The 25,313-nt window shown below is 71.6% G+C and carries 18 protein-coding genes; 10 read left to right on the top strand and 8 right to left on the bottom strand.

Features of this window, described 5'->3' with window-relative positions:
- Positions 1–5 precede the first annotated feature (5 nt).
- On the bottom strand, positions 6–161 hold the full coding sequence (locus ACFP2E_RS08735) for a hypothetical protein (protein WP_378523245.1): 156 nt from the start codon (positions 159–161) through the stop codon (positions 6–8).
- 32 nt (positions 162–193) lie between these two features.
- Positions 194–1,444, bottom strand: coding sequence for a glutamate-5-semialdehyde dehydrogenase (locus ACFP2E_RS08730; protein ID WP_378523244.1), 1,251 nt, complete (start codon positions 1,442–1,444; stop codon positions 194–196).
- Positions 1,445–1,656: 212 nt separating this feature from the next.
- On the opposite strand from ACFP2E_RS08730, the gene ACFP2E_RS08725 reads away from it, so the two are divergent.
- The gene (locus ACFP2E_RS08725) at positions 1,657–3,168 is read left to right on the top strand and encodes a lysyl oxidase family protein (protein WP_378523243.1); all 1,512 of its coding nucleotides are present in this window, start codon (positions 1,657–1,659) and stop codon (positions 3,166–3,168) included.
- A 107-nt stretch (positions 3,169–3,275) separates the two neighbouring features.
- On the opposite strand, the gene ACFP2E_RS08720 is transcribed toward ACFP2E_RS08725, so the two are convergent.
- The 4 genes from ACFP2E_RS08720 to ACFP2E_RS08705 form a co-directional block, all read right to left on the bottom strand.
- Positions 3,276–4,238, bottom strand: a complete 963-nt coding sequence (locus ACFP2E_RS08720; RefSeq protein WP_378523242.1) for an electron transfer flavoprotein subunit alpha/FixB family protein — start codon at positions 4,236–4,238, stop codon at positions 3,276–3,278.
- An 11-nt stretch (positions 4,239–4,249) separates the two neighbouring features.
- A complete protein-coding gene (locus ACFP2E_RS08715) occupies positions 4,250–5,044 on the bottom strand; it encodes an electron transfer flavoprotein subunit beta/FixA family protein (protein ID WP_378523241.1) in 795 nt (264 codons plus the stop codon).
- Positions 5,045–5,152: 108 nt separating this feature from the next.
- Positions 5,153–5,464 carry a hypothetical protein gene (locus tag ACFP2E_RS08710; protein WP_378523240.1) on the bottom strand — a complete coding sequence of 104 codons (312 nt, stop codon included), beginning with the start codon at positions 5,462–5,464 and terminating at the stop codon, positions 5,153–5,155.
- A 20-nt stretch (positions 5,465–5,484) separates the two neighbouring features.
- Positions 5,485–6,264, bottom strand: a complete 780-nt coding sequence (locus ACFP2E_RS08705; protein ID WP_378523239.1) for an enoyl-CoA hydratase/isomerase family protein — start codon at positions 6,262–6,264, stop codon at positions 5,485–5,487.
- A 172-nt stretch (positions 6,265–6,436) separates the two neighbouring features.
- On the opposite strand from ACFP2E_RS08705, the gene glgX reads away from it, so the two are divergent.
- Complete coding sequence (glgX, locus tag ACFP2E_RS08700) at positions 6,437–8,578, top strand: glycogen debranching protein GlgX (protein ID WP_378523238.1); 2,142 nt, start codon at positions 6,437–6,439, stop codon at positions 8,576–8,578.
- A 133-nt stretch (positions 8,579–8,711) separates the two neighbouring features.
- Here glgX and glgP read toward each other — a convergent pair whose 3' ends face one another.
- The gene (gene glgP, locus ACFP2E_RS08695; RefSeq protein WP_378523237.1) at positions 8,712–11,297 is read right to left on the bottom strand and encodes an alpha-glucan family phosphorylase; all 2,586 of its coding nucleotides are present in this window, start codon (positions 11,295–11,297) and stop codon (positions 8,712–8,714) included.
- Positions 11,298–11,477: 180 nt separating this feature from the next.
- Here glgP and ACFP2E_RS08690 point away from each other — a divergent pair, with 180 nt between their 5' ends.
- The 8 genes from ACFP2E_RS08690 to ACFP2E_RS08655 all read left to right on the top strand — a co-directional run bounded on the left by ACFP2E_RS08690 (position 11,478) and on the right by ACFP2E_RS08655 (position 24,265).
- Positions 11,478–13,481 (top strand): alpha-1,4-glucan--maltose-1-phosphate maltosyltransferase, encoded by a 2,004-nt coding sequence (locus tag ACFP2E_RS08690; protein ID WP_378523236.1) that lies wholly within the window; start codon positions 11,478–11,480, stop codon positions 13,479–13,481.
- 17 nt (positions 13,482–13,498) lie between these two features.
- Positions 13,499–15,265 carry a maltose alpha-D-glucosyltransferase gene (gene treS / locus ACFP2E_RS08685; RefSeq protein WP_378523436.1) on the top strand — a complete coding sequence of 589 codons (1,767 nt, stop codon included), beginning with the start codon at positions 13,499–13,501 and terminating at the stop codon, positions 15,263–15,265.
- Positions 15,262–16,671 (top strand): hypothetical protein, encoded by a 1,410-nt coding sequence (locus ACFP2E_RS08680; protein ID WP_378523235.1) that lies wholly within the window; start codon positions 15,262–15,264, stop codon positions 16,669–16,671. Before treS ends, ACFP2E_RS08680 begins: the two co-directional genes overlap by 4 nt.
- A complete protein-coding gene (glgB, locus tag ACFP2E_RS08675) occupies positions 16,668–18,857 on the top strand; it encodes a 1,4-alpha-glucan branching protein GlgB (protein WP_378523234.1) in 2,190 nt (729 codons plus the stop codon). Before ACFP2E_RS08680 ends, glgB begins: the two co-directional genes overlap by 4 nt.
- Positions 18,858–19,070: 213 nt before the next feature.
- Positions 19,071–20,006, top strand: coding sequence for a hypothetical protein (locus tag ACFP2E_RS08670; protein WP_378523233.1), 936 nt, complete (start codon positions 19,071–19,073; stop codon positions 20,004–20,006).
- Between the two features lie 141 nt (positions 20,007–20,147).
- Entirely contained in the window at positions 20,148–20,945 is a 798-nt protein-coding gene (locus ACFP2E_RS08665; protein WP_378523232.1) for an NUDIX domain-containing protein, read from the top strand.
- A 45-nt stretch (positions 20,946–20,990) separates the two neighbouring features.
- On the top strand, positions 20,991–23,747 hold the full coding sequence (gene ppdK / locus ACFP2E_RS08660; RefSeq protein WP_378523231.1) for a pyruvate, phosphate dikinase: 2,757 nt from the start codon (positions 20,991–20,993) through the stop codon (positions 23,745–23,747).
- A complete protein-coding gene (locus ACFP2E_RS08655; protein WP_378523230.1) occupies positions 23,744–24,265 on the top strand; it encodes a hypothetical protein in 522 nt (173 codons plus the stop codon). The genes ppdK and ACFP2E_RS08655 overlap by 4 nt, the downstream gene beginning before the upstream one ends.
- 25 nt (positions 24,266–24,290) lie before the next feature.
- On the opposite strand, the gene ACFP2E_RS08650 is transcribed toward ACFP2E_RS08655, so the two are convergent.
- Positions 24,291–25,274, bottom strand: coding sequence for a co-chaperone YbbN (locus tag ACFP2E_RS08650; protein WP_378523229.1), 984 nt, complete (start codon positions 25,272–25,274; stop codon positions 24,291–24,293).
- Positions 25,275–25,313: the final 39 nt, after the last annotated feature.

Raw genomic sequence — 25,313 nt, 5'->3', positions numbered from 1 at the left:
GGTGCTCAGCTGTGCTCGCGTCCTCCGCCGAACGCCACGAGGGCGAGCAGCATGCCGAGCAGGATGACGAGGGAGACCACGCCGATGCCCCAGCTGAGGAGCTGGTCGACCTCGTGGTGGGCTTCCTCGGCGGCAAGGGTGGTGAGGACGCTGAGCGACATGCTGCAGAGGATACCGGTCGCTCCGGTGTGGCTCAGCGCACGTGCCCGTCCCCGGTGACGACGTACTTCGTGGACGTCATCTCGGGCAGCCCCATCGGGCCGCGGGCGTGGAGCTTCTGGGTGCTGATGCCGATCTCGGCGCCGAAGCCGAACTCGCCGCCGTCGGTGAAGCGCGTGGAGGCGTTGACCAGGACGGCGGCGGAGTCCACGGCCGCCACGAACCGGCGGGCCGCGGCCTGGTCACCGGTGACGATGGCGTCGCTGTGCTGGCTGGAGTAGCGCCGGATGTGGTCGACGGCCGCCTCGAGGTCGGGGACCACGCGCGCCGAGATGTCCAGCGAGAGGTACTCCTCCGCGTAGTCCGCCTCGGTCGCCGCCACGACCCCGTCGTACGCCGTGAAGGCCTCGTCGCCGTGGATCGTGACGCCGGCGTCCTGGAGCGCCGCCACGACCCGCGGGAGGAACTCGTCGGACACGTCGGCGTGCACGAGCAACGACTCGGCAGCGTTGCACACGCTGGTCCGGTGGGTCTTGGCGTTGACCACGATCGACAGCGCCATGTCGAGGTCGGCCGCCCGGTCGACGTAGACGTGGCAGTTGCCGACGCCCGTCTCGATCACGGGCACCGTGGACTCCTCGACCACGCTGCGGATGAGCCCGGCGCCGCCGCGCGGGACCAGCACGTCGACCAGACCCCGGGCGCGCATGAGCTCCTTGACGCTGTCGTGGGAGTCGCCCGGCACCAGCTGCACCACGTCGGGGTCGAGCCCTGCGGCCGCGGCGCCCTCGCGGAGCACCGCGACGATCGCCCGGTTGCTGGAGCGCGCGCTGGAGCTGCCGCGCAGCAGGACGGCGTTGCCGGACTTCAGGCAGATGCCGGCGGCGTCGGCGGTGACGTTGGGGCGCGCCTCGTAGATCATCCCGACCACCCCGAACGGCACCCGCACCTGCCGCAGCTCGAGCCCGTTGGCGAGGGTGCTGCCGCGGACCACCTCCCCGACCGGGTCGGGCAGGCCGGCGACGTCGCGCAGCCCCTGCGCCATCGCGGCCACGCGGGCCTCGTCGAGCCGCAGCCGGTCGAGGATGTTGGCGGGGGTGCCCGCCTCCTCGGCCCGGGCCAGGTCCTCGGCGTTGGCGGCCAGCACGTCGGCGGTGGCGGCGACGAGGGCGTCGGCCATCGCGTGCAGCGCGGCGTCCTTGGCGGCGCGGGTGGCGACCGCCAGGCCGTGGCTGGCGGCGCGGGCGCGCTCCGCAGCGGAAATGACGGGAGACTCGTCAGCCATGCTGCGAGACTAGTCGGCAGCCGCACGGGGGCTGGGGCCGTCTCGGGAACGTCATGCTCGGCGCGAGGTCCGGACACGTCTGCAGAGTCCCGTCTGGACCACGTCACGACGTGTCGTCCCGGACGCAACCGATCGACGTCCGGCCGCGTCAATGCTGCGAGGGACGGCCGTCCCCGACCAGGGGATCCGGATCCCCGAGAGAGGAAGTACCCGTGCACGCTCGAACCACCCGCCTGGCCTCCCTGCTGGGCGGTACGGCGGTGCTCGCCGCCTCCGTCGCCCTCCTGCCGGGCGGCTCCAGCTCCGCCGCCCCCGGCCACGGTGACGGGACGACCTCGCCGCTCACCCTGTGGGCGCCGACCGAGGTGACCGCCCAGACCTGGCGCGGCAACGCCTACACCAACCTCGGGCTGCGGGTCGTCGCGCCCGAGGCGGCCGTCGAGGTGTGGTCGCAGCGGGCGTCGTACGACGACCCCGTCGTCGCCACCTGGGTCCAGCCCGACGGCACCCGCGTCACGCTGCCCGAGGGCAGCATGACGTCGTTCACCGGGCTGACCGACTTCGTCGACGTGACCATCACGCGACCCGGCTCCACGCAGCCGCTGACCAGCATGACCCTCCCGGGCTGCCTGAACGGTCGCGGCCAGCGCATCCACCCCGACGCACCCGCCCGCTCCCCCTACCCGCAGGGCTGCCCGTGGAACCCCTACACGCTCGGCTCCGTGATGGGCGTGCAGGCCGGCTGGTCCAACCACATCGTCGACGAGTGGGGCATGTCGCTCCCGCTCAAGCAGGGCGAGTACGACGTCACCGCGACCATCACCGAGCCCTACGTCACGGCCTTCGGCATCGAGGAGGCCGACGCCACCCGCACCTTCACGCTGAAGGTGGTCAAGGAGGACGGCAGCTTCCGGCCGAGGGCTCCCCGGAGCGCCGACGGCCACCCGGCGCCGGGCGAGCGCGGCCTCGACGAGCGGCCCATGACGGCCGAGGGCGCCCAGGCCGGCCCGCTGCCGGACCTGCGCTCGCTGCCGGCCTGGGACCTCCAGGTGAACCGGAAGAGCACCGCGCTGCGCTTCGCGGCCAACGTGTGGAACGCCGGTGACAGCCCGCTGGTGGTCGAGGGCTTCCGCGAGGACAGCGACGACCACCTGCACACGTACCAGTTCTTCTTCGACAGCGACGGCGAGCAGGTCGGCCGCACGCCCGACCCGGTCGGTGAGATGGGCTGGCACGCCGGCAACCACAACCACTGGCACTTCGAGGACTTCGCGCAGTACCGCCTCGAGGCCGTCGAGGGCGGCCAGGTCGTGAAGTCGCGCAAGCAGTCGTTCTGCCTCGCCAACACCGACGCGGTCGACTACACCGTCCCCGGCGCCGACTGGCAGCCCGGCGGCACCGACCTCTCCACGGCCTGCGACGGCCGCGGCGCGCTGTCGGTCCGGCAGGTCCTCTCGGCCGGCTCGGGCGACACCTACTACCAGTACCGGGTCGGCCAGGCGTTCCGCCTGAAGAACGTCCCCGACGGCCTCTACAACGTGGTCGTCCACGCCAACCCGCTGCTGAACCTGGTGGAGAGCGACACGACCAACAACGTGTCCGAGCGGCTGGTCCGGATCCGGACCGTCAAGCGCGGCCCGGACAAGGGCGACCGGCGGGTCAAGGCCTTCCCCGTCGGGATCATCGACGAGGGCGGCTCGTTCGGCTTCTTCCGCAACCGCTGAGCGCACAGCCCCGAAATGACGCTGACCCGCCCGAAGCTTTCGGGCGGGTCAGCGCTTTTCGGTGGTCGAGCAGCTTGCGCAGCAAGCGTGTCGGGACCGGGCCGGGATCAGCCCTTGCGCTTGGTGATCTCCTCGGTCGCCTTCGGGAGCACGGCGTGCAGGTCGCCCACCACGCCGAAGTCGACGAGCTCGAAGATCGGCGCCTCCTCGTCCTTGTTGACCGCGACGATGGTCTTGGACGTCTGCATGCCGGCGCGGTGCTGGATCGCGCCGGAGATGCCGTTGGCGACGTAGAGCTGCGGCGAGACGGTCTTGCCGGTCTGGCCGACCTGGAAGCTGTGGGGCATCCAGCCGGAGTCGACGGCGGCACGCGAGGCGCCGACCGCCGCGCCGAGGGCGTCGGCGAGCTGCTCGACCGGCTCGAAGTTGCCGCCGGTGCCGCGGCCGCCGGAGACCACGATGGCGGCCTCGGTCAGCTCGGGGCGACCCGACGCCTGCCGCGGCTGCGAGGCCACGATCTGCGCCTTGCGGGCCGACTCGGACACGGTCGCGGCGAACTCCTCGACCGTGCCGGCGCCCGCGGCCTCCTCCGGCGCGGCCGAGTTCGGCTTCACCGTGATGATCGGGGTGCCCTTGGTGACCTTCGCGTTGACGGTGTAGTTGCCCGCGAACACGCTCTGCGTGGTCACCGGGACGCCGTCCTGCGCCTGCACGTCCACCGCGTCGGTGATCAGACCCGACTCGAGCTTGATCGCCAGCCGGGCGGCGACCTCCTTGCCCTCCACCGACGACGGGATCAGCACCGCCGCGGCCGAGGTCTTCTCGGCCAGCTGCTGCAGCGCCTCGGCCTTCGGAGCCACCAGGTAGCCCTTGAGCTCGGCGTCGTCGACGACGTAGACCTTCTCCGCGCCGTACTTCTTCACGGCCTCGGCCACCTCGGCGCCCTGGGCGCCGGAGCCGATGAACACCGCCGAGGGCTCACCGAGCCGCCGGGCGATCGTGAGGAGCTCGAGGGTCGGCTTCTTCACCGCACCGTCGGCGTGGTCGACCAGTACCAGGATCTCGGACATCGTCACGCTCCTCAGATGAACTTCTTGGACGCGAGGAAGTCGGCCAGCGCAGCAGCGCCCGAGCCGTCCTCGTCGGTCACGATCTCGCCGGCGGTCCGCGGCGGGCGCTCGGTGGTCTCGAGGACCTGCGTCCACGCGGCGTCCATGCCGACCTGCGACGCGTCGACACCGAGGTCGGACAGCGACCAGGTCTCGAGCGGCTTCTTCTTGGCCGCCATGATCCCCTTGAACGAGGGGTAGCGGGCCTCGCCGGACTGGTCGGTCACGGAGACCACCAGCGGCATGGTGCCGCCCACGACCTCGGTCGCGGTGTCGCCGTCACGCTTGATGCGGACCTGGTCGCCCTGGGTCTCGATCACGGCGGCGTAGGTGACCTGCGGCCAGTCGAGCCGCTCGGACAGCATCGCCGGCACGACGCTCATCGCGCCGTCGGTCGAGGCCATGCCGCACATGACGAGGTCGGCGCCACCAATCTTCTCGACAGCCTTGGCCAGCACCAGCGACGTCGCCACGGCGTCCGAGCCGGCCACGGCCTCGTCGCTGACGAGGACGCCCTTGTCGGCGCCCATCTGCAGCGCCTTGCGCACGGCGTCGGTGGCCTGCTCCGGACCCACGCACAGCGCGGTGACCGTCACGTCCTCGGGGCTCTCGGCCTTGTCCTTGATCTGCAGCGCCTGCTCGACGGCGTACTCGTCGAGCTCCGAGAGCAGCCCGTCCACGCCGACGCGGTCCACGGTGTTGTCCGACTCGAAACGGCGGTCAGCCGTCGCGTCGGGCACGTACTTCACACACACGACAATGTTCATGGTGATGGCCGTTGCGGCCCCTCCTGTGCACTCGATGTGGTTGCGATGTTACCGGCGGGAAACTTGCTGTGAAATGGCGCCCTCGGTGGGCTGGCTCACAGCGAGGTGTCAGGGGCGGACCACCCGGTCCACGAGCCGGCCCACCACGAGGTAGGCCACCGCGGCGACGCCCCAGTTGAGCAGCGCGTTCTTGGTCTCCGCGTCCTCGCCGCCGAACTGCTTGATGCCGTCCGTGCGCGAGAAGATGCCGAGGTCCACGACCTCCGCGCCGTCGAGGACCAGGCTCACGAGCGCGTTGTCGCGGTTGAAGGCCAGGGCGATGAACAGCGCACCCACCGCGAGCAGCAGCGCCGCCACCACGCACAGCAGCCACACCACCTGCGCGACGGACGTGCGCGCCCTCGCTGACGTCACCTTCACGCCGGCTCTCCTCTTCATCGTCAGCGACCCACGAACTCGGCCTTGCCCGGTCCGTGCTCGACGAAGGATCGCATACCGATGGTGCGGTCCTCGGTGGCGAACAGGGCCGCGAACTGCTGGCGCTCGATCTCCAGCCCGGTCTCGAGGTCGACCTCGAGCCCGCGGTCGATGCTCTCCTTCGCCGCGCGCAGCGCGAAGGGGGCCGCGCTCGTGAAGCGGCGGGCCCAGGCGAGCGCCTCGTCGTACACGTTCTCGGGCGCGACGACCTGGTCGACGAGGCCGATCTGCAGCGCCTCGTCGGCCTTCACGAAGCGGCCCGTGAACACGAGGTCCTTGGCCTTGCTCGGGCCGACCAGGCGAGTGAGCCGCTGCGTGCCGCCGGCACCGGGGATGATGCCGAGCAGGATCTCGGGCTGGCCCAGCACGGCGTCCTCGGCGGCGATGCGCACGTCGGCGCACAGCGCGAGCTCGCAGCCGCCGCCGAGCGCGTAGCCGTTGACGGCCGCCACCACGGGCTTGGGGATCTTCGCGACGGCCGTGAAGGCGGACTGCAGGCCACCGGAGCGCCGGACCATGTCGGTGTAGGACATGTCCGCCATCTCCTTGATGTCGGCGCCCGCCGCGAAGACGCGCTCGCCGCCCCACACCACGACGGCCCGGACCTCGTCGCGCCCGGCTGCCTCGGTCGCCGCCGCCCGGATCTCCTCCTGGACCTGCTCGTTGAGCGCGTTCATCTTCGGTCGGTCGAGCCGGATCGTGCCGACGCCGTCGGCGATCTCGAGACGGCAGAACTCACCCATGGAAGGTCCTCCTGAGAGTCGGGACCCGGTGCCGGCCTGGCACCGGGGCGGCGCCGGCGCCTGCCGGCGGCTGCTGGGCAGGGTAACCATGCATCGGGGGGAGCCCGGACGACGGCCTCGGGGTGCGTGCCCCGGGCCCCCATGGCACACGGCCTGCGCCACAATGGGCCGGGTGACCCCGAACACATGGCGCTGGAGCCACCGGGACGAGACCGCGCCGGTCTGGCCGGGACACCACCAGATGCTGGGCGCGACCTGGGCGCCGACCGCCACGAACTTCGCCGTCTGGTCCCCCGAGGCCACCGCGCTGTGGGTGTGCCTCTTCGACGAGGACGGCACCGAGACCCGTCACCGGCTCACCGAGCACACCCTCGGCGTCTGGCACGGCCAGATCCCCGGCATCCCCGTCGGCCAGCAGTACGGCCTGCGGGCCGACGGCCCCTGGGACCCGAAGCACGGCCGCTGGTTCAACCCCGCGAAGCTCCTCGTCGACCCGTACGCCCGGGCCATCACCGGCGACGTGACGCCTGGCCCCGCCCTGCTCCCCCACACCGGCGACGGCGCGACCCGCAGCGAACTCGACTCGGCCGCCTCGATGCCGCGCTCTGTCATCGTGCACGACGAGTTCGACTGGGAGGGCGACCGGCACCTGCTCACCCGCTGGCGCGACACGGTGATCTACGAGCTCCACGTCAAGGGCTTCACCGCGCTCCACGACCGCGTGCCCGAGCACCTGCGCGGCACCTACGCCGGGCTCGGCAGCGACGCCGTCATCGACTACCTCAAGGACCTCGGCGTCTCGGCGGTGGAGCTGCTGCCGGTCCAGCAGTTCCTCACCGAGCCGGCGGTCGCCGCGCGCGGCCTGACCAACTACTGGGGCTACAACACCATCGGCTACTTCGCCCCGCACGGGGCGTACTCGTCCTCGGGCACGACGGGCCAGCAGGTCACCGAGTTCAAGCAGATGGTGAAGAGCTTCCACCGCGCCGGCATCGAGGTGATCCTCGACGTCGTCTACAACCACACGGCGGAGGGGCCCCGCGACGGGCCGTCGTACTGCTTCCGCGGCCTCGACGACGTCGGCTTCTACAAGCGGGCCGGCACCGGCGCCGACGCGTACTGGGACGTCACCGGCTGCGGCAACACCGTCGACACCACCGACCGCGGCGCGCTGCGGCTGATCCTGGACTCGCTGCGCTACTGGGTGACCGAGTTCCACGTCGACGGCTTCCGCTTCGACCTGACCTCGGCGCTGGCGCGCACCGGCCACGACATCGACATGCGCGGCGCCTTCATGACGACGGTCCAGCAGGACCCGGTGCTCCGGTACGTCAAGCTCATCGCCGAGCCCTGGGACGCGTCCATGGACGGCTACCGCGTCGGGTCGTTCCCGCCGCCGTGGGTCGAGTGGAACGACCGGTACCGCGACACCATCCGCGACTTCTGGCGGCAGCACTCCGCCGGAGTGCGCGAGGTCGCCTCGCGGCTCGCCGGCTCCTCGGACCTGTACGCCGACGACGGCCGCTCGCCGTACTCCTCGGTGAACTTCGTGACCGCCCACGACGGCTTCACCGTCCGCGACCTGGTCTCCTACGACCGCAAGCACAACGAGGCCAACGGGGAGCACAACCGGGACGGCACCGACGACAACCGCTCCTGGAACTGCGGCGTCGAGGGCGAGACCGACGACGAGGACGTCGTCGCGCTGCGCCGCCGCCAGGCGGCGAACCTGATGGTCACGCTCTGCCTGTCGAGCGGCGCGCCGATGATCACCGCGGGCGACGAGCGCGGTCGGACGCAGGGCGGCAACAACAACGCCTACTGCCAGGACAACGAGGTCTCCTGGATCGACTGGCGGCCCGACGACGCCTGGCTCGACGTCTACGAGGTGACAAAGGCGGCTCTGCGGCTGCGGCGCGAGCACCACACGCTGCGCCAGCGCCACCACTTCGACGGGACCCCGACCATCGAGGGCGGGGCGAAGGACCTCACCTGGCTGCACCCGTCCGGGCGGGAGATGACCCGTCAGGACTGGCACGACGACTCGCTGCGCGTCATCGGGATGTTCGTGTCCGGCGACCCGCTGCGCTCGCCCGGCCCCCGCGGCGAGCAGCAGCACGACCGCTCGTTCGCCATGTGGTTCAACAGCTCGGCGGAGCCGGTCGAGGTGGTGCTCCCCGAGAACGACTGGGTCCACTCCGGCGAGGTGGTGCTCGCGACGGACCCGGCGCTCCCGGCCGGGACGTCGGTCAAGGCCGGCGACTGCCTCGACCTCGACGCCCGCAGCGTCCTGGTCATCCGCGCCCACCCCTGAGCCCGGCGGGCCGGCGACCCCGGGAACGACGAACCGGCGCGAGCTGTCGGCTGGACGGTGACAGCTCGCGCCGGTCCGGGATCATCCTGCAGGCCGCCGGGGGACGCCGCGAGGCGACCCCCCGGCGGGGGGCTCAGTGTGTGGGCAGCGCCACCACACCGAGCTCGGCAGGCGAGGCGAGCAGGTCGTTCCTGGGCACGACCCGCACGGTGTAGCCGAACGCCCCGCTGTGGTCGAGGCGCACCTCGCCGTCGAAGCGGTAGCGGCCGCCCTCGTAGCTCTCGGCCTCGCCCAGCGACTGCAACCGCGTGTCCACGAGTGCGTCCTCACCGGTGATCTGGCCGTGCACGAGCTGCACGTCGACGTCGGAGGTCGCGAGGTCGCCCAGCGAGACGAACGCACGGACCGAGAGCGTGCTGCCGACCTCGGCGGAGTCGCCGACGCCGCTGCTCTCGACGTGCTCCACGCGCACGGCGTGCCAGCCGGAGCGGACCCGCATCTTCCACGCCGCGAGCTCGGTGGCGCCGCGGTAGTCGGAGTTGAGCCGGCGCCCGGTCTGCGCCGCGGGGGCGTAGAGCTTGCGGACGTAGTCGCGCACCATCCTGGTCGCCAGCACCTTGGGGCCGAGCGACTTGAGGGTGTGGCGCACCATCTCCAGCCAGCGGGTGGGCACGCCCTCCGCGTCGACGTCGTAGAACCGCGGCGCGACCTCGTTCTCGATGAGGTCGTAGAGGGCCGTGGCCTCGAGGTCGTCGCGGTGGTCGGGGTCGTCGACGCCGTCGGCGGACGGGATCGCCCAGCCGTTGTTGCCGTCGAACCACTCGTCCCACCAGCCGTCGAGGATCGACAGGTTGAGGCCGCCGTTGAGGGCCGCCTTCATGCCGGAGGTGCCGCAGGCCTCGTAGGGGCGCAGCGGGTTGTTGAGCCACACGTCGCAGCCCGGGTAGAGCGGCTGCGCCATCCCGATGTCGTAGTCGGGCAGGAAGACGATGCGGTGCCGGACCTCGGGGTCGTCGGCGAAGCGCACCATGTCCTGGATCAGCTTCTTGCCGCCGTCGTCGGCGGGGTGCGACTTGCCGGCGATGATCAGCTGCACCGGACGCTCCGGGTGGAGCAGGAGCCGCTTGAGGCGCTCCGGGTCACGCAGCATCAGCGTCAGCCGCTTGTACGAAGGAACGCGGCGGGCGAAGCCGATGGTGAGCACGTCGGGGTCGAGCGCGGACTCGATCCACGACAGCTCGGCGGCGGCGGCGCCCCGCTCGACCCACGACCGGGCGAGCCGCTTACGGGCGTCCCGGACGAGGTTCTCGCGCAGCTGGCGCTTGGTCGCCCACACCGCGGAGCCCGGGATCTTGTCGACGACCTGCCAGAAGGCGTCCGGGTCGTCGGTGTCGGGGTCGGCGCCCTGCTCGGCGGCGAGCTCGAAGACCTCGCGGCCGACCCAGGTCGGGGCGTGGACGCCGTTGGTGATCGAGGTGATCGGCACCTCGGCCTCGTCGAAGGCCGGCCACAGGCCGTTGAACATCCCGCGGCTGACGTGCCCGTGGAGCTGGGAGACGCCGTTGGCGCGCTGCGCCAGACGGAAGCCCATCACGGCCATGTTGAACACGCCCGGGTCGCCGCCCTCGTAGTCCTCGGCGCCGAGCGCGAGCACGCGGTCGACCGGAACGCCCGGGACGGCACCGGCTCCGGCGCCGCCGAAGTACTGCTCGACGAGGTCCCGCGGGAACCGGTCGATGCCGGCCGGGACCGGGGTGTGGGTGGTGAACACGGTGGACGCGCGGCTGACCTCGAGCGCGGTGTCGAAGTCCAGCTCCGGGCCGCCGCCCACGGTGAGCTCACGGATCCGCTCGAGGCCGAGGAAGCCGGCGTGACCCTCGTTGGTGTGGTACACCTCCGGCGCCGGCGCCCCGGTGATGCGGGACCAGGCGCGCAGCGCGCGGACGCCGCCGACGCCGAGCAGCAGCTCCTGGCGGAGCCGGTGCTCGCTGTTGCCGCCGTACAGGCGGTCGGTGACCTGGCGGAGGTGGTCGGGGTTCTCCTCGACGTCGGAGTCGAGGAGCAGCAGCGGCACCCGGCCGACGCTGGCCACCCAGATGCGGGCGACGAGCTCCGCGCCGCCCGGGAGGGCGATGGTGACGATCGCGCGGCTGCCGTCGGGCTCGCGCAGCAGCGACAGCGGGAGCTCGTCGGGGTCGACGATCGGGTAGGTCTCCTGCTGCCAGCCCTCGCGCGAGAGGGACTGCTTGAAGTAGCCGTGCCGGTAGAGGAGGCCGACGCCCACGAGCGGGACGCCGAGGTCGCTGGCGGCCTTCAGGTGATCGCCGGCGAGGATGCCGAGGCCGCCGGAGTACTGCGGGAGCACGGCAGTGATGCCGTACTCCGGGGAGAAGTAGGCGATGGACCGGGGGGCGTCCGCGCCTGCGCCGGAGTACCAGCGGTCGCCGTTGAGGTAGGCGTCGAGGTCGGCGCGGGCCACCTCGAGGCGCTCGAGGAACTGCGGGTCCTGGCTCAGCTCGTCGAGCCGCTCGCGGCCGACGGCGCCGAGGAGCCGCATCGGGTCGTGGTGGCTGCGCTCCCAGAGGTCGGGGTCGATGGCCCGGAAGACGTCCTGGGTCTCGGGGTGCCACGACCAGCGCAGGTTGCCGGCCAGGTCCCCCAGCGGCGCGAGCGCCGGCGGCAGGACGGGACGGACGGTGAATCGTCGAATTGCACGCACCCGACGACGGTAGCGCCATTCTCTGGAACGATCCAACCCCGCATTGGGGCATGTTCTGAGACGTGCGCCATACCCCGGTCGAGCCGGCTCACACGGGTCGGGCCGCGGTGACCTTCCCCGCCGCCTGCCGCGTGGTCGGCGGGTTGCGCCCCTGCACCGGAGTTCGGAAGGGTGGTGCCCATGGTCGGACGCATCCCCGTCATGAACGTCATGCCTGTCGTGGACCTGGGACGGCAGCCCGCCAAGGCGACCCTGGGCGAGCCGTTCCCCGTCACCGCCACCGTGTTCCGCGAGGGGCACGACAAGCTCGGCGCCGAGGTCGTGCTGACCGACCCCGCCGGCGTGCGGCGCCCGCCGGTGCGGATGACCAAGCACGAGAGCGAGCCCGACCGGTACGACGCCTGGGTGACCCCCGACTCCGAGGGCGCGTGGGCGTTCGAGATCCACGCCTGGTCCGCCCCCGTCGCCACCTGGCAGCACGACGCCGGGATCAAGATCCCGGCCGGGGTCGACGTCGAGCTGATGTTCACGGAGGGCCGGCTGCTGCTGGAGCGGGTGCTCGCCGGGCTGCCGGCCGGGCACGACGAGGCTGCCCGGCTCGTGAAGGGCGGCATCGCGGCCGCGGCCGACACCGGCCGGCCCGCCGAGGCACGGCTGGCCGCGCTGCAGCACCCCGACCTCGAGCGGATTCTCGACGACCACCCGCTCCGCGAGCTGGTCACCGTGGAGGGCCCCTACTCCGTGTACGCCGACCGCCGCCTGGCGCTCTACGGCAGCTGGTACGAGTTCTTCCCGCGCTCCGAGGGCGCGACCCGCGACGAGAAGACCGGCAAGGTCACGAGCGGCACCTTCCGGACCGCCGCCAAACGGCTCGAGGCCGTGGCCGAGATGGGCTTCGACATCATCTACCTGCCGCCGATCCACCCGATCGGCGAGGTCAACCGCAAGGGCCCGAACAACACGCTGACCCCCGGCCCCGACGACACCGGGTCCCCCTGGGCGATCGGCAGCCGCCACGGCGGCCACGACGCCATCCACCCCGACCTCGGCACGTTCGACGACTTCGACGCGTTCGTCAGGCGGGCGCGCGAGCTCGGCCTCGAGGTCGCGCTCGACCTCGCGCTGCAGGCGGCGCCCGACCACCCGTGGGTGCAGACCAACCCGGAGTGGTTCACCACCCGCGCCGACGGGACCATCGCCTACGCGGAGAACCCGCCCAAGAAGTACCAGGACATCTACCCGCTCAACTTCGACAACGACCCCGAGGGCATCTGCCGCGAGATCCTCCGGGTGGTGCGCCTCTGGATGAGCCACGGCGTCCGCGTCTTCCGTGTCGACAACCCCCACACCAAGCCGGTGGCGTTCTGGGAGTGGCTGCTGCGGGAGATCCGGCGCTCCGACCCGGACGTCCTCTTCCTCTCCGAGGCGTTCACCCGGCCGGCGATGATGCGCGGGCTCGGCGCCGTCGGGTTCCACCAGTCCTACACCTACTTCACGTGGCGGACCGCCCGCTGGGAGATCGAGGACTACCTCCGCGAGCTCTCCCACGAGACCGACCACCTGATGCGGCCGAACTTCTTCGTCAACACCCCGGACATCCTCCACGCCTACCTGCAGTACGGCGGGCCGGCGGCGTTCAAGGTCCGCGCGGCCCTGGCCGCCACCTCCTCCCCCAGCTGGGGTGTGTACGCCGGGTACGAGCTCTTCGAGCACGTCGCCGTGAAGCCGGGCAGCGAGGAGTACCTCGACTCGGAGAAGTACCAGATCCGGATCCGCGACTGGGACGGCGCGGCGGCCGAGGGCCGCACCCTGGCGCCGTACCTCACCCGGCTCAACGACATCCGGCGCCGGCACCCCGCGCTGCAGCTGCTGCGCAACGTCACGATCCACAGCAGCGACGACGAGAACGTCCTCGTCTACTCCAAGTCGACCCGGCTCCCCACGGACCCGCCCGGCGAGGGCGACGAGGACACCGTCATCGTCGTGATCAACCTCGACCCGCACGCCACGCGCGAGACGATGGTCCACCTCGACCTGCCGGCGATGGGCATGGACTGGCACGACTCCCTCCTCGTCCACGACGAGATCACCGACCAGACCTGGAGCTGGGGCCAGCACAACTACGTGCGGCTCGACCCGGGTCACGAACCCGCTCACGTGCTGAGCGTCAGGAGGACCCGTTGAGCGAGCGCCCCGCGACCATGACGACCGGGGCGACCACCGGGGCGACCACCGGGGCGACCACCGGGGCTCTCACGGGAACCGCCGGCGGGCTGAAGCCGGTGAGCGAGGAGCCGGAGTGGTTCAAGACCGCCGTCTTCTACGAGGTGCTGGTGCGGTCGTTCCGCGACTCCAACGCCGACGGCACCGGTGACTTCCGCGGCCTCATCGAGAAGCTCGACTACCTGCACTGGCTGGGCGTCGACTGCCTGTGGGTACCGCCGTTCTTCACCTCGCCGCTGCGCGACGGCGGCTACGACGTCGCCGACTACAACGACATCCTCCCCGAGTGCGGCACCGTCGAGGACTTCCACGACTTCCTCGACGAGGCGCACAAGCGCGGCATCCGCGTGATCATCGACTTCGTCATGAACCACACGAGTGACCAGCACCCGTGGTTCCAGGCCAGCCGGACCGATCCGGACGGCCCCTACGGCGACTTCTACGTGTGGTCGGACACCGACGAGCTCTACGAGGAAGCGCGCATCATCTTCGTGGACACCGAGCCGTCCAACTGGACCTGGGACCCGGTCCGCCAGCAGTACTACTGGCACCGGTTCTTCCACCACCAGCCCGACCTCAACTTCGACAACCCGAAGGTCCACGAGGCGATGCTGGACGCGATGCGGTTCTGGCTCGACATGGGTCTCGACGGCTTCCGGCTCGACGCCGTGCCCTACCTCTACGAGCGGCCGGGCACCAACGGCGAGAACCTCCCCGAGACCCACGAGTTCCTCAGGAAGGTCCGCAGGATCGTCGACGAGGAGTACCCCGGCCGGGTGCTGCTGTGCGAAGCCAACCAGTGGCCGGCCGACGTGGTGGAGTACTTCGGCGACCCCGAGGTGGGCGGCGACGAGTGCCACATGGCGTTCCACTTCCCGGTGATGCCCCGCATCTTCATGGCGGTGCGGCGCGAGTCGCGCTTCCCGATCTCCGAGATCATGGAGCAGACGCCGGACATCCCCTCCGGCTGCCAGTGGGGCATCTTCCTGCGGAACCACGACGAGCTGACCCTCGAGATGGTCACCGACGAGGACCGCGACTACATGTGGGACGAGTACGCCAAGGATCCCCGTATGAAGGCGAACATCGGCATCCGCCGGCGCCTCGCCCCGCTGCTGGACAACGACATCAACCGCATGGAGCTGTTCACCGCGCTGCTGCTCTCGCTCCCCGGGTCGCCCGTCCTGTACTACGGCGACGAGATCGGCATGGGCGACAACATCTGGCTCGGTGACCGCGACGGCGTGCGGACGCCGATGCAGTGGACCTCCGACCGCAACGCCGGTTTCTCGTCCGCGACCCCCGGCAAGCTGCACCTGCCGCTGATCCAGGACCCGGTCACCGGCTACCAGGCGGTCAACGTCGAGGCCCAGCTCGAGAACTCCTCGTCGCTGCTGCACTGGACCCGGCGGATGATCCACAACCGGCGGGCCCACCCGGCGTTCGGGCTCGGGTCGTTCACCGACCTCGGCGGCTCGAACCCCAGCGTGCTGTCGTACGCCCGGGAGCACCTCGCCGACAACGGCACCCGCGACGTGATCATCTGCGTCAACAACCTCTCCCGCTTCCCGCAGCCCGTGGAGCTCGACCTGCGCCGCTGGGAGGGGCTGGTGCCCGTGGAGCTGGTCGGCAACGTCCCGTTCCCCCGCATCGGCGAGCTCCCGTATCTGCTCACGCTGGGTGGGTACGGCTTCTACTGGTTCCGGCTGACCCGCCCCGCGACAGACGAGGGAGCCCCTGCATGACGGACGTCCACCACCCGCCCGAGCTGCTGGCCCTGTTCCTCGAGCACGCCCGCTGGTTCGGCGGGAAGGGACGCCCGTTCACGGTGACCGGCGTGAGCAGGATCGGCGAGGTGCCCGGTGCCGAGCCGGGCGGGCCGCACGCCGCGATCGACCTGGTCACCGTCGAGTACGCCGACGGTGCCGGCGGTGGCTCCTCCCCGGACCGGGAGCGGTACCAGGTGCCGCTCGCGTTCTACCCCGAGCCGCAGGACCACCTCGAGCACGCCAAGGTCGGCGAGTGGGAGGACCCCGACTTCGGCGACAGCCACGTCTACGACGCGCTGCACGACCGCGAGGCGATGGCCTGCTGGCTGCGCTCGTTCGCGGAGCCGCCGTCCGGCGGGCCGCTGGAGTTCCACCGGCTGCCCGGCCACGAGCTCGACCTCACCGTCCACTCGACGCTCTTCAGCGGCGAGCAGTCCAACTCCACGGCGATGTTCGGCGAGGACTCGCTGATGAAGGTGTTCCGCAAGGTGACGCCGGGCGCCAACCCCGACGTCACCGTCCACGACGTCCTGACCCGCGCGGGCAGCGACCACGTCGCCGCGCTCTACGGCTGGCTCGAGGTCGAGGAGGACGGCGAGGTCCTCCACCTCGCCATGCTGCAGGAGTTCCTGCGCACCGCCAGCGACGGCTGGGACCTCGCCCTGAACAGCGTGCGCAACCTGTTCGGCGAGGCCGACCTGCACGCCGACGAGGTCGGCGGGGACTTCGCCGGCGAGGCGGCCCGGCTCGGCGTCGCCCTCGCCGAGACCCACCAGACGCTCGCCGAGAGCTTCCCGACCGACGTGCTCGCCCGCGAGCAGGTCGACGCGCTGGCCGACGGCATGCACCGCCGGCTCGACGAGGCCGTCGCCATCGTCCCCGAGCTCGAGCCGCACGCGGCACGCCTCCGCGGCCTGTTCGACCACGTCCGCCGGATGCGCGACGTCCCCGTCCAGCAGATCCACGGCGACCTGCACCTCGGGCAGACGCTGCGCACCGTCCACGGCTGGAAGCTCGTCGACTTCGAGGGCGAGCCCGCGAAGCCGCTCGCCGAGCGCACCCGGCCCGACTCGCGCTGGCGCGACGTCGCCGGGATGCTGCGCTCCTTCGACTACGCCCCCCGGGTCGCCGAGAAGTCCGCCGCGGACGTCGACCCCGACGGGCAGGACCAGCGCCACTACCGGGCGGCCGAGTGGGCCGCCCGCAACACCCAGGCCTTCCTCGACGCCTACGCCGGCGAGGACGTGACGGTCGACGAGCAGGCGCTGCTTGCGGCGTACGTCGCCGACAAGGCCGTCTACGAGGCCGTGTACGAGAAGCGCAACCGACCGAGCTGGGTGTCGATCCCGCTCGAGGCCATCGCCAGGATCGAGGAGTCATGACCACTTCCGTGATGCCCGTCGACCACCACGAGCTCGACCTGCTGGTGCGGGGCGAGCACGGCCACCCGCACGCCATCCTCGGGCCGCACCCCCACGAGGGGTCGGTCACGGTGCGCGTCCTCAGGCCGCTCGCCTCCTCCGTCTCCGTCGTCCACGGCGGCAAGGAGACGCGGCTCGAGCACGAGTACGAAGGCATCTGGGTCGGCGTGCTGCCCGGCGACGAGGTGCCCGACTACCGGGTGCGCGTCGCCTACGACGGCCCCTCCCACGACGTCGACGACCCCTACCGGTTCCTGCCGACGCTCGGCGAGGTCGACCTCCACCTCATCAACGAGGGCCGTCACGAGAACCTCTGGGAGGTGCTCGGCTCGCGCGTCCACCGCTACGAGACGCCGACCGGCGACACCATCACCGGCACCTCCTTCGCCGTGTGGGCGCCGGCGGCGCGCGGCGTGCGGCTCAAGGCGTCCTTCAACAACTGGGACGGCCGCGAGCACCCGATGCGCCAGCTCGGCACCTCCGGCGTGTGGGAGCTCTTCGTGCCCGGCGTCGGCTCCGGGACCGGGTACAAGTTCGTCATCCTCGGCGCCGACGGGCACTGGCGCGAGAAGGCCGACCCGATGGCCTTCCACACCGAGATCCCGCCCGCCACGTCGTCGGTCGTCTTCGAGTCGACGTACGAGTGGGGCGACCAGGAGTGGATGTCGCAGCGCGCGAAGCGGCACCCGCTGCACCAGCCGATGTCGGTCTACGAGGTCCACCTCGGCTCCTGGCGCAAGCACTGGGGCGGCGGCACCTACAGCTACGCCGACCTGGCCGACCACCTGGTCCCCTACCTCACCGACCTCGGCTTCACCCACGTCGAGTTCCTGCCCGTGATGGAGCACCCCTTCGGCGGGTCGTGGGGCTACCAGGTCACGTCGTACTTCGCACCGACCTCGCGGTTCGGCGACCCCGACGGCTTCCGCCACCTCGTCGACCGGCTGCACCAGGCCGGCATCGGCGTCATCGTCGACTGGGTGCCCGCGCACTTCCCCAAGGACGACTTCGCGCTGGCCCGCTTCGACGGCACCCCCCTCTACGAGGACCCCAACCCCTCGCGCGGCGAGCACCCCGACTGGGGCACCTACATCTTCAACTTCGGCCGTCGCGAGGTCCGCAACTTCCTGGTGGCCAACGCCCTCTACTGGCTCGAGGAGATGCACGTCGACGGCCTGCGCGTCGACGCCGTCGCGTCGATGCTCTACCTCGACTACTCCCGCGAGCCCGGCGAGTGGTCGCCGAACGTCCACGGCGGCCGCGAGAACCTCGAGGCGGTGCAGTTCCTCCAGGAGATGAACGGCACCGTCGGCAAGCGGGTCCCCGGCGCGATCACGGTCGCCGAGGAGTCGACCTCGTGGCCGGGCGTCACCCGCGCCACCTCCGACGGCGGCCTCGGCTTCTGGTTCAAGTGGAACATGGGCTGGATGCACGACTCGCTCGGCTACGTCGAGCACGACCCCATCCACCGTTCCTACCACCACGGCGAGATGACGTTCTCGATCGTCTACGCCTGGTCGGAGAACTACGTGCTGCCGATCAGCCACGACGAGGTCGTGCACGGCAAGGGCTCGCTGCTGCGCAAGATGCCCGGCGACCGCTGGCAGCAGCTCGCCAACCTGCGCGCCTACCTCGCCTTCATGTGGGCCCACCCCGGCAAGCAGCTGCTCTTCATGGGCGCGGAGTTCGGCCAGGAGTCGGAGTGGGCCGAGGCCCGCGAGCTCGACTGGTGGCTGCTCGACCACCCCGAGCACCGCGGCGTGCAGTCCCTCGTCCGCGACCTCAACGCGGTCTACGCCGACACCCCGGCCATGTGGCAGCGCGACCACGAGCCCAGCGCGTTCACCTGGATCGACGCCAACGACGCCGGCCGCAACGTGTTCTCGTTCCTGCGACGGGGCGACGACGGCGCCGACCTCGTGTGCGTGGCCAACTTCTCCGCGGTCCCGCACCACGACTACCGGCTCGGGCTCCCCTCGACCGGCAGGTGGGAGGAGGTCGTCAACACCGACGCCGAGGGCTACACCGGCTCGGGCGTCGGCAACCTCGGCAGCGTGGAGGCCCACGAGGGTGAGCACACCGGCCAGCCCGCCCACGCGACGCTGACGCTGCCGCCGCTGGCGACCCTCTGGCTGCGCAAGGCGTGACGACGGCCGCGGCTTCACCACGGTATGTCGGCGAACCTGCACTTCCCGAGGCGTATGACTCTCGGGAAGTGCAGGCACACCACGGGACCTTGGTGAAGCACGGACACCCGCCACAGCCCGCTGGCCGTCCACAGGTGGCGTTCGCGGACGCTCCCTTCACAGCCCGCCCCCGGCCCGGGCCAGAGCGCGGGAACGACGTACGACGCTGAGCGGATGGATCCCATCCGCGCTCTGGTCGACATGCACGGCTTCTTCACCTGGGGCGAGGCCCACGACGTGGGGTACGACGATCGAGACGTCGCCAGGTTCGTACGGGGCAAGCAGTGGATGAGGTTCCGCCGCGGCTTCTACACGCTGCCGGACCACTGGGCAGCCCTTGATGACACCGGGCGGCACCTGCTGCGCGCCCACGCGGTGCTGCGGTCCCTGGGCGAAGGGGTGGTCCTCAGCCATGTCAGCGCTGCGATCGCGCACGGCATCAGCGTGTGGGGGCTTCCGCTGGATCTCGTCCACGTCACCCGGCTTGACGGCGGTGCCGGCCGGACCGAAGCAGGAGTGGTCCACCATGAGGGGTTCACGCTCGACGACGACGTCACGAAGCTCGACGGGAAGCCCGTGACGACGCCAGACCGAGCAGCCCTGGAAGCCGCCAGCCTGGGCGACGGTGAAGCGGCCTTGTGCACCCTCGACTCCGTGCTTCACGAGTCGCTCTGCACCGAGCCGGCGCTCCATCGACGCTTCGAGCTGATGGCCCACTGGCCCGGCAAGCGCCATCTGCACGTGCCACTCCGCATGGCCGACGGACGCGCCGAGTCGGTCGGCGAGTCCCGCGGGCGATGGCTGTGCTGGAGCTACCACCTTCCCGCCCCCGAGCCACAGTTCGAGGTGCGGGACGCCGACGGACGCCTGCTGGGGACCTGCGACTGGGGCTGGCCCCGGCACGGGGTGCTGGGCGAGTTCGACGGGCGGGTCAAGTATGGGCGCCTCGTGGCCCCCGACCAGGAGGCCGGCGACGTCGTCTTCGCCGAGAAGCAGCGCGAGGACCTTCTCTTCGAGGTCACCGGGTACCGGATGTTCCGGGCGGTCTGGAGCGACTACGACCGTCCTCGAGTGACTGCAGCGCGCCTCTCCCGCCTGCTCGGCTGCTGAGCTCCCGGCGCGGCTCTACCACGGTATGTAGCCACGACCGCACCTCCCCAGTGCTGTACGCCACGGGAGGTGCGGGCAGTCCCACATACCGTGGTGAAGCCGCACCCCACCCCTCAGGGAACGCGGGCTAGGGTGGCCGACGTGAGCGAGGAGCACGACGCGGACGCCGGCGCCGGCGCCGAGGACGTCACCCGGCTGGACCGGGTCGAGGACGGGGCCGTGCGCATCAGCTGGACCCTTGACGTCCACGCGGAGGGCCACTGGGCCGCCGTCGACGTCGTACGCCGCGAGGTCGAGCAGGCGCTGACGGTGCACGGCCGCGTCGAGGCGTGGGTCGAGGCCGAGGACGTCCCGGGGCAGCGGCTGGCCACCTGGGCCGGCCTGCGGCGCGAGGGCGTGCGGCGCGGGCCCGACCGCGACCACGTGGTCTACGCCCGGCTCGCCTCGGACCTCCCGGCGAGCGAGCCCGAGGGCTTCCGGGCGCTGCTCAACTCGTTCCTCCCCCGCAAGCGCGCGATCAGCCAGATGCTGGTGCGCGACCACGACGGCCGGGTGCTGCTGTGCCAGCTCACCTACAAGCGCGACTGGGACCTGCCTGGCGGGGTCGTGGAGGTCGGCGAGTCCCCGCAGCTCGCGGTCAGCCGCGAGGTCGACGAGGAGCTCGGCCTCGAGATCAAGGCGGGCGGTCTGGTCCTCACCGACTGGCTGCCCTCCTGGAGCGGCTGGGACGACGCGCTCTGCCTGGTCTTCGACGGCGGGGTGCACGACGCCTCGATCCTCGACGACGTCGTCCGCGAGGAGCGCGAGATCCGCAGCGCCGCGTTCTGCACCCTCGACGAGGTCCGCGAGCGCGCCGCCGACTTCACGGCCCGCCGCATCGAGGCGGCCCTCGCCAACCTGCGCGAGGGTGGCACGCCGTACACCGAGTCGGGGCGCTGACGAAAGTCCCTGCCGGGACCGCCGCGGGGCCGCCAAGATCGAGGGATGAGCACCTTCGTCTACGACTTCGCCGACGGCAGCAAGGACCAGAAGGACCTCCTTGGGGGCAAGGGCGCCAACCTGGCCGAGATGACCAACCTCGGCCTGCCCGTGCCACCGGGCTTCACGATCACGACCGAGGCGTGCCGTGCCTACCTCGACGGCGGCGGCGAGCCGACGGCGCTGGCCGACGAGGTGGCGGCCCATCTGACGAAGCTCGAGGAGCGCATGGGCCGACGGCTCGGCGACCACGACGACCCGCTGCTCGTGAGCGTCCGCTCCGGCGCGAAGTTCTCGATGCCGGGCATGATGGAGACCGTCCTCAACGTCGGCCTCAATGACGACTCGGTGCACGGACTGGCCCGCCAGAGCGGCGGCGACGAGCGGTTCGCCCAGGACTCCTACCGGCGGCTGCTGCAGATGTTCGGCGGCACGGTGCTCGGCATCGACGGCCACCTCTTCCACGACGCGCTCGACGACCTGAAGGCCGAGCGGGGGGTGACCGGGGACCTCGAGCTGACCGCCGAGGACTTCGCCGGCCTGGTCGAGGTGTTCAAGGGCATCATCCGTGAGCACACCGGCCGCGAGTTCCCGCAGCAGCCCCGCGAGCAGCTCGACCTCGCGGTCCGGGCGGTCTTCGACTCCTGGAACACCCCCCGCGCGATCCTCTACCGCCGCCAGGAGCAGATCCCCGACGACCTCGGCACCGCGGTCAACATCCAGGCGATGGTCTTCGGCAACCGGGGCATGGACTCCGGTTCCGGCGTCTGCTTCACCCGCGACCCTGCCTCCGGCGCGCAGGGCGAGTACGGCGACTACCTGCAGAACGCGCAAGGCGAGGACGTGGTGGCGGGCCTGCGCAACACCGTCGCCCTCGCCGACCTCGAGACGATCGACAAGAAGTCGCACGACGAGCTGCTCGAGATCATGAGCACGCTCGAGGCGCACTACCGCGACATGTGCGACATCGAGTTCACCATCGAGCGCGGGAAGCTCTGGATGCTGCAGACCCGCGTCGGCAAGCGGACCCCGGAGGCGGCGTTCCGGATCGCCTCGCACATGGTCGACGAGGGGCTCATCGACCTCGACGAGGCGCTGCGGCGCGTCACCGGCGGGCAGCTCGCGCAGCTGATGTTCCCGCGCTTCGACGAGCGCGCGGAGCGCACCCTGCTCGCGCGCGGGATGAACGCGTCCCCCGGCGCGGCCGTCGGTCGCGCGGTCTTCGACTGGGCGACCGCGGTCGAGTGGGCGGAGCGCGGCGAGGCCGTCATCCTCGTCCGCAAGGAGACCAGCCCGGAGGACCTGCACGGCATGGTCGTCGCCAAGGGCATCCTCACCAGCCGGGGCGGCAAGACCTCGCACGCCGCTGTCGTGGCGCGCGGCATGGGCCGCACCTGCGTCTGCGGGGCCGAGACGCTCGACGTCGACACCAAGGAGGGCAAGTTCGAGGTCCGCGGCGGCAAGACCGTGCACGAGGGCGACGTGATCTCGATCGACGGCACCACCGGCGAGGTCTTCGACGGCGCCGTACCGGTCGTCGACTCCCTCGTGGTGCGCCACTTCGAGGGGGACGACGTCGACGACCCGTTGGTCGGGGCCGTGGCCCGGCTCGTGGCGCACGCCGACTCCACCCGCCGGCTGGGGGTTCGCACGAACGCCGACACGGCCGCGGACGCGGCCCGGGCGCGGCGGTTCGGGGCCGCCGGGATCGGCCTGTGCCGGACCGAGCACATGTTCCTCGGCGAGCGGCGTGAGCTGGTGGAGAACCTCATCGTGGCCGACGACGAGCAGGGGGTGAAGGACGCACTCGACGCCCTCCTCCCGCTGCAGCGCCAGGACTTCACCGACATCCTGGAGGCGATGGACGGCCTGCCGGTGACGATCCGGCTGATCGACCCGCCGCTGCACGAGTTCCTCCCCGACTACACCGAGCTGTCCGTCGCCATGGCGATCGCCGACACCAGGGGCCACCGCAAGCGGAGGCAGCGCAAGCTCCTCGACGCCGTACGCCGGCTCCACGAGCAGAACCCGATGCTTGGCCTGCGCGGCGTCCGGCTCGGCATCGTCATCCCCGGGCTCTTCACGATGCAGGCCCGGGCGATCCTGGAGGCGGCAGCGGACCGGAAGCACGCGGGCGGCGACCCGCGGCCGGAGATCATGATCCCGCTGGTTGCCACGGTCCGGGAGCTGGACCTCGTGCGGGGCGAGATCGACCGGGTGGCCGAGGACGTCGCGACCGAGCGCGGCGACCGGGTCGACTACAAGGTCGGGACGATGATCGAGCTGCCTCGCGCCGCGCTGACGGCCGACCAGATCGCCCGCTCGGCGGAGTTCTTCTCGTTCGGCACCAACGACCTGACCCAGATGACCTGGGGGTTCTCGCGCGACGACGTGGAGGCGTCGTTCTTCTCCGAGTACCTCGAGCGCGGGGTCTTCCCGGTGTCCCCGTTCGAGAGCCTCGACACGGCCGGCGTGGGCTCGCTGGTGCGGACGGCTGCCCTGTCAGGGCGCAGGGCGAACCCCCACCTGCACCTGGGGATCTGCGGCGAGCACGGTGGCGACCCGGCCTCGATCCACTTCTTCGACGAGGTGGGGCTCGACTACGTGTCCTGCTCGCCGTTCCGGGTCCCCGTCGCCCGGCTGGAGGCCGGGCGATCCGCGGTCGCGAAGCAGCAGCTGCGAGCAGACGAGGCCGAGGTCCGGGACGAGGTCCAGGTCGAGGGAGCCCTGTCGCTTGAAAGCGGTGCAACACTGATTACATGATTACAGATGAGGACCGGGCCAAGGTCGCCGGCTGGTTCGCCGGCCGGCTCCCCCAGGAGTGGCAGGCCTCGGCGCCCGAGGTGACGATCGACCGCGACGAGATCACGGTCATGCTCGTGCTCCCCGACGTGGAGCACGGTGAGGACGACCCGGATGCGGTCGTCGAGGAGAAGCGCGCCGGGCGCGCGTCGGGCATCCGCGAGGACACCCGCGCGCAGCGCATGGAGGTCGCCCGCGAGGGGCAGCACCGCTACGGACGCAAGGTGTCATGGGGCGTCGTGCTCGGCGACCGGCGTGAGCTCTGGACCCACGTGTCGGCGCCCGTCATGACGCGGCTCAAGCAGCCGCAGCGGCGGGTGCTCGACACCCTCGTCGAGGCCGGGGTCGCCCGGTCACGCTCCGAGGCGCTGGCGTGGTGCGTGCGGCTCGTCGGTCAGCACGAGGAGGACTGGCTCGCCGAGCTGCGCGACGCGATGACCGCCGTCGACGACGTACGCCGCAGGGGCCCGGCAGCCTGACCGGGTCACCCGGTCCGGCAGGGAATCAGAACAGCGCGGACGCGAGGTTCTGACGGCCGCGCAGCACCCGCGGGTCGTCGTTGCCGACGGCGCCGAAGAGGCCGATCAGGTGCTCGCGCGCCCGGTCGCGGTCGGCACCGGAGCTGCGGCGGACGAGGTCGATGAGCCGGTTGAAGGCGTCGTCGACGTGGCCGCCGAGCATGTCGAGGTCGGCGCAGAGGGTCTGGGCGTCGACGTCGTCGGGCGAGGCCGCGGCGGCCTCGCGGGCCTGCTGCAGGTCGACGCCCTGGGTGCGCTGCAGCACCTTGGCCATGGCCAGGCCGGCGGCCGCCTCGGCGTCGGCGGGGTTGGCGTCCACGAGCTTCTGGTACTCCGCGACCGCCCGGTCGATGTCGCCCTCGCCGAGCGCGTCCTGCGCGGCGGCGTAGCGCGGGTCGGCCTGCGGCTCCTCGCCCTCGGCGTCGGGCGCCGGGGCGTCGTTGCGGGGCTGGTGGCGGCCGGTGACGCCCTGCGCGGTCAGCTGCTGCATGACCTGCTCGAGCATGGTGCGCAGCTGGTCGAGCGGCGCGGCGTCCTGCAGCAGCGGCATCGGCCGGCCGTCGAGGACCGCGACCACGAGCGGGATCGACGGGATCTGCATCGCCTGCGCGATCTGCGGGACGGCGTCGATGTCGACCAGGCCGGCCAGGAACTTGCCCTCGAACTCGGCCGACAGCGTCACGAGGTCGTCGGCGAGCTGGCCGCTCTCCGGCATCCGGCTGCGCGAGTAGAACACCAGCAGCACCGGCGCAGTCATCGACTTCTCGAGCGTGGTCTGGAAGTTCTGCTCGTCCAGCGTGACGGCGTACGGCGAGCCGGTCGCACCACCCGCGGCCGCTCCCCCGCCACCCGCCGCGGCGCGGGGAGCACCGGCGGCGCCCCCGGCCGGGGAGCCGCCGCCCTGCGGGGCGGGCCGCTTGAGCGCGGACAGGTCGAAGGCACCGGGGCGCGAGAACGGCTGCTGCGTCATGGGCCCCATCCTAGGAAGCGCTGACCCGCCCGAAACCTC

Origin of the sequence: Nocardioides sp. GCM10027114 (assembly GCF_042659625.1) — a bacterium.
Classification (GTDB): Bacteria; Actinomycetota; Actinomycetes; order Propionibacteriales; family Nocardioidaceae; genus Nocardioides.
This window is presented reverse-complemented; position numbering and strand designations above follow the sequence as displayed.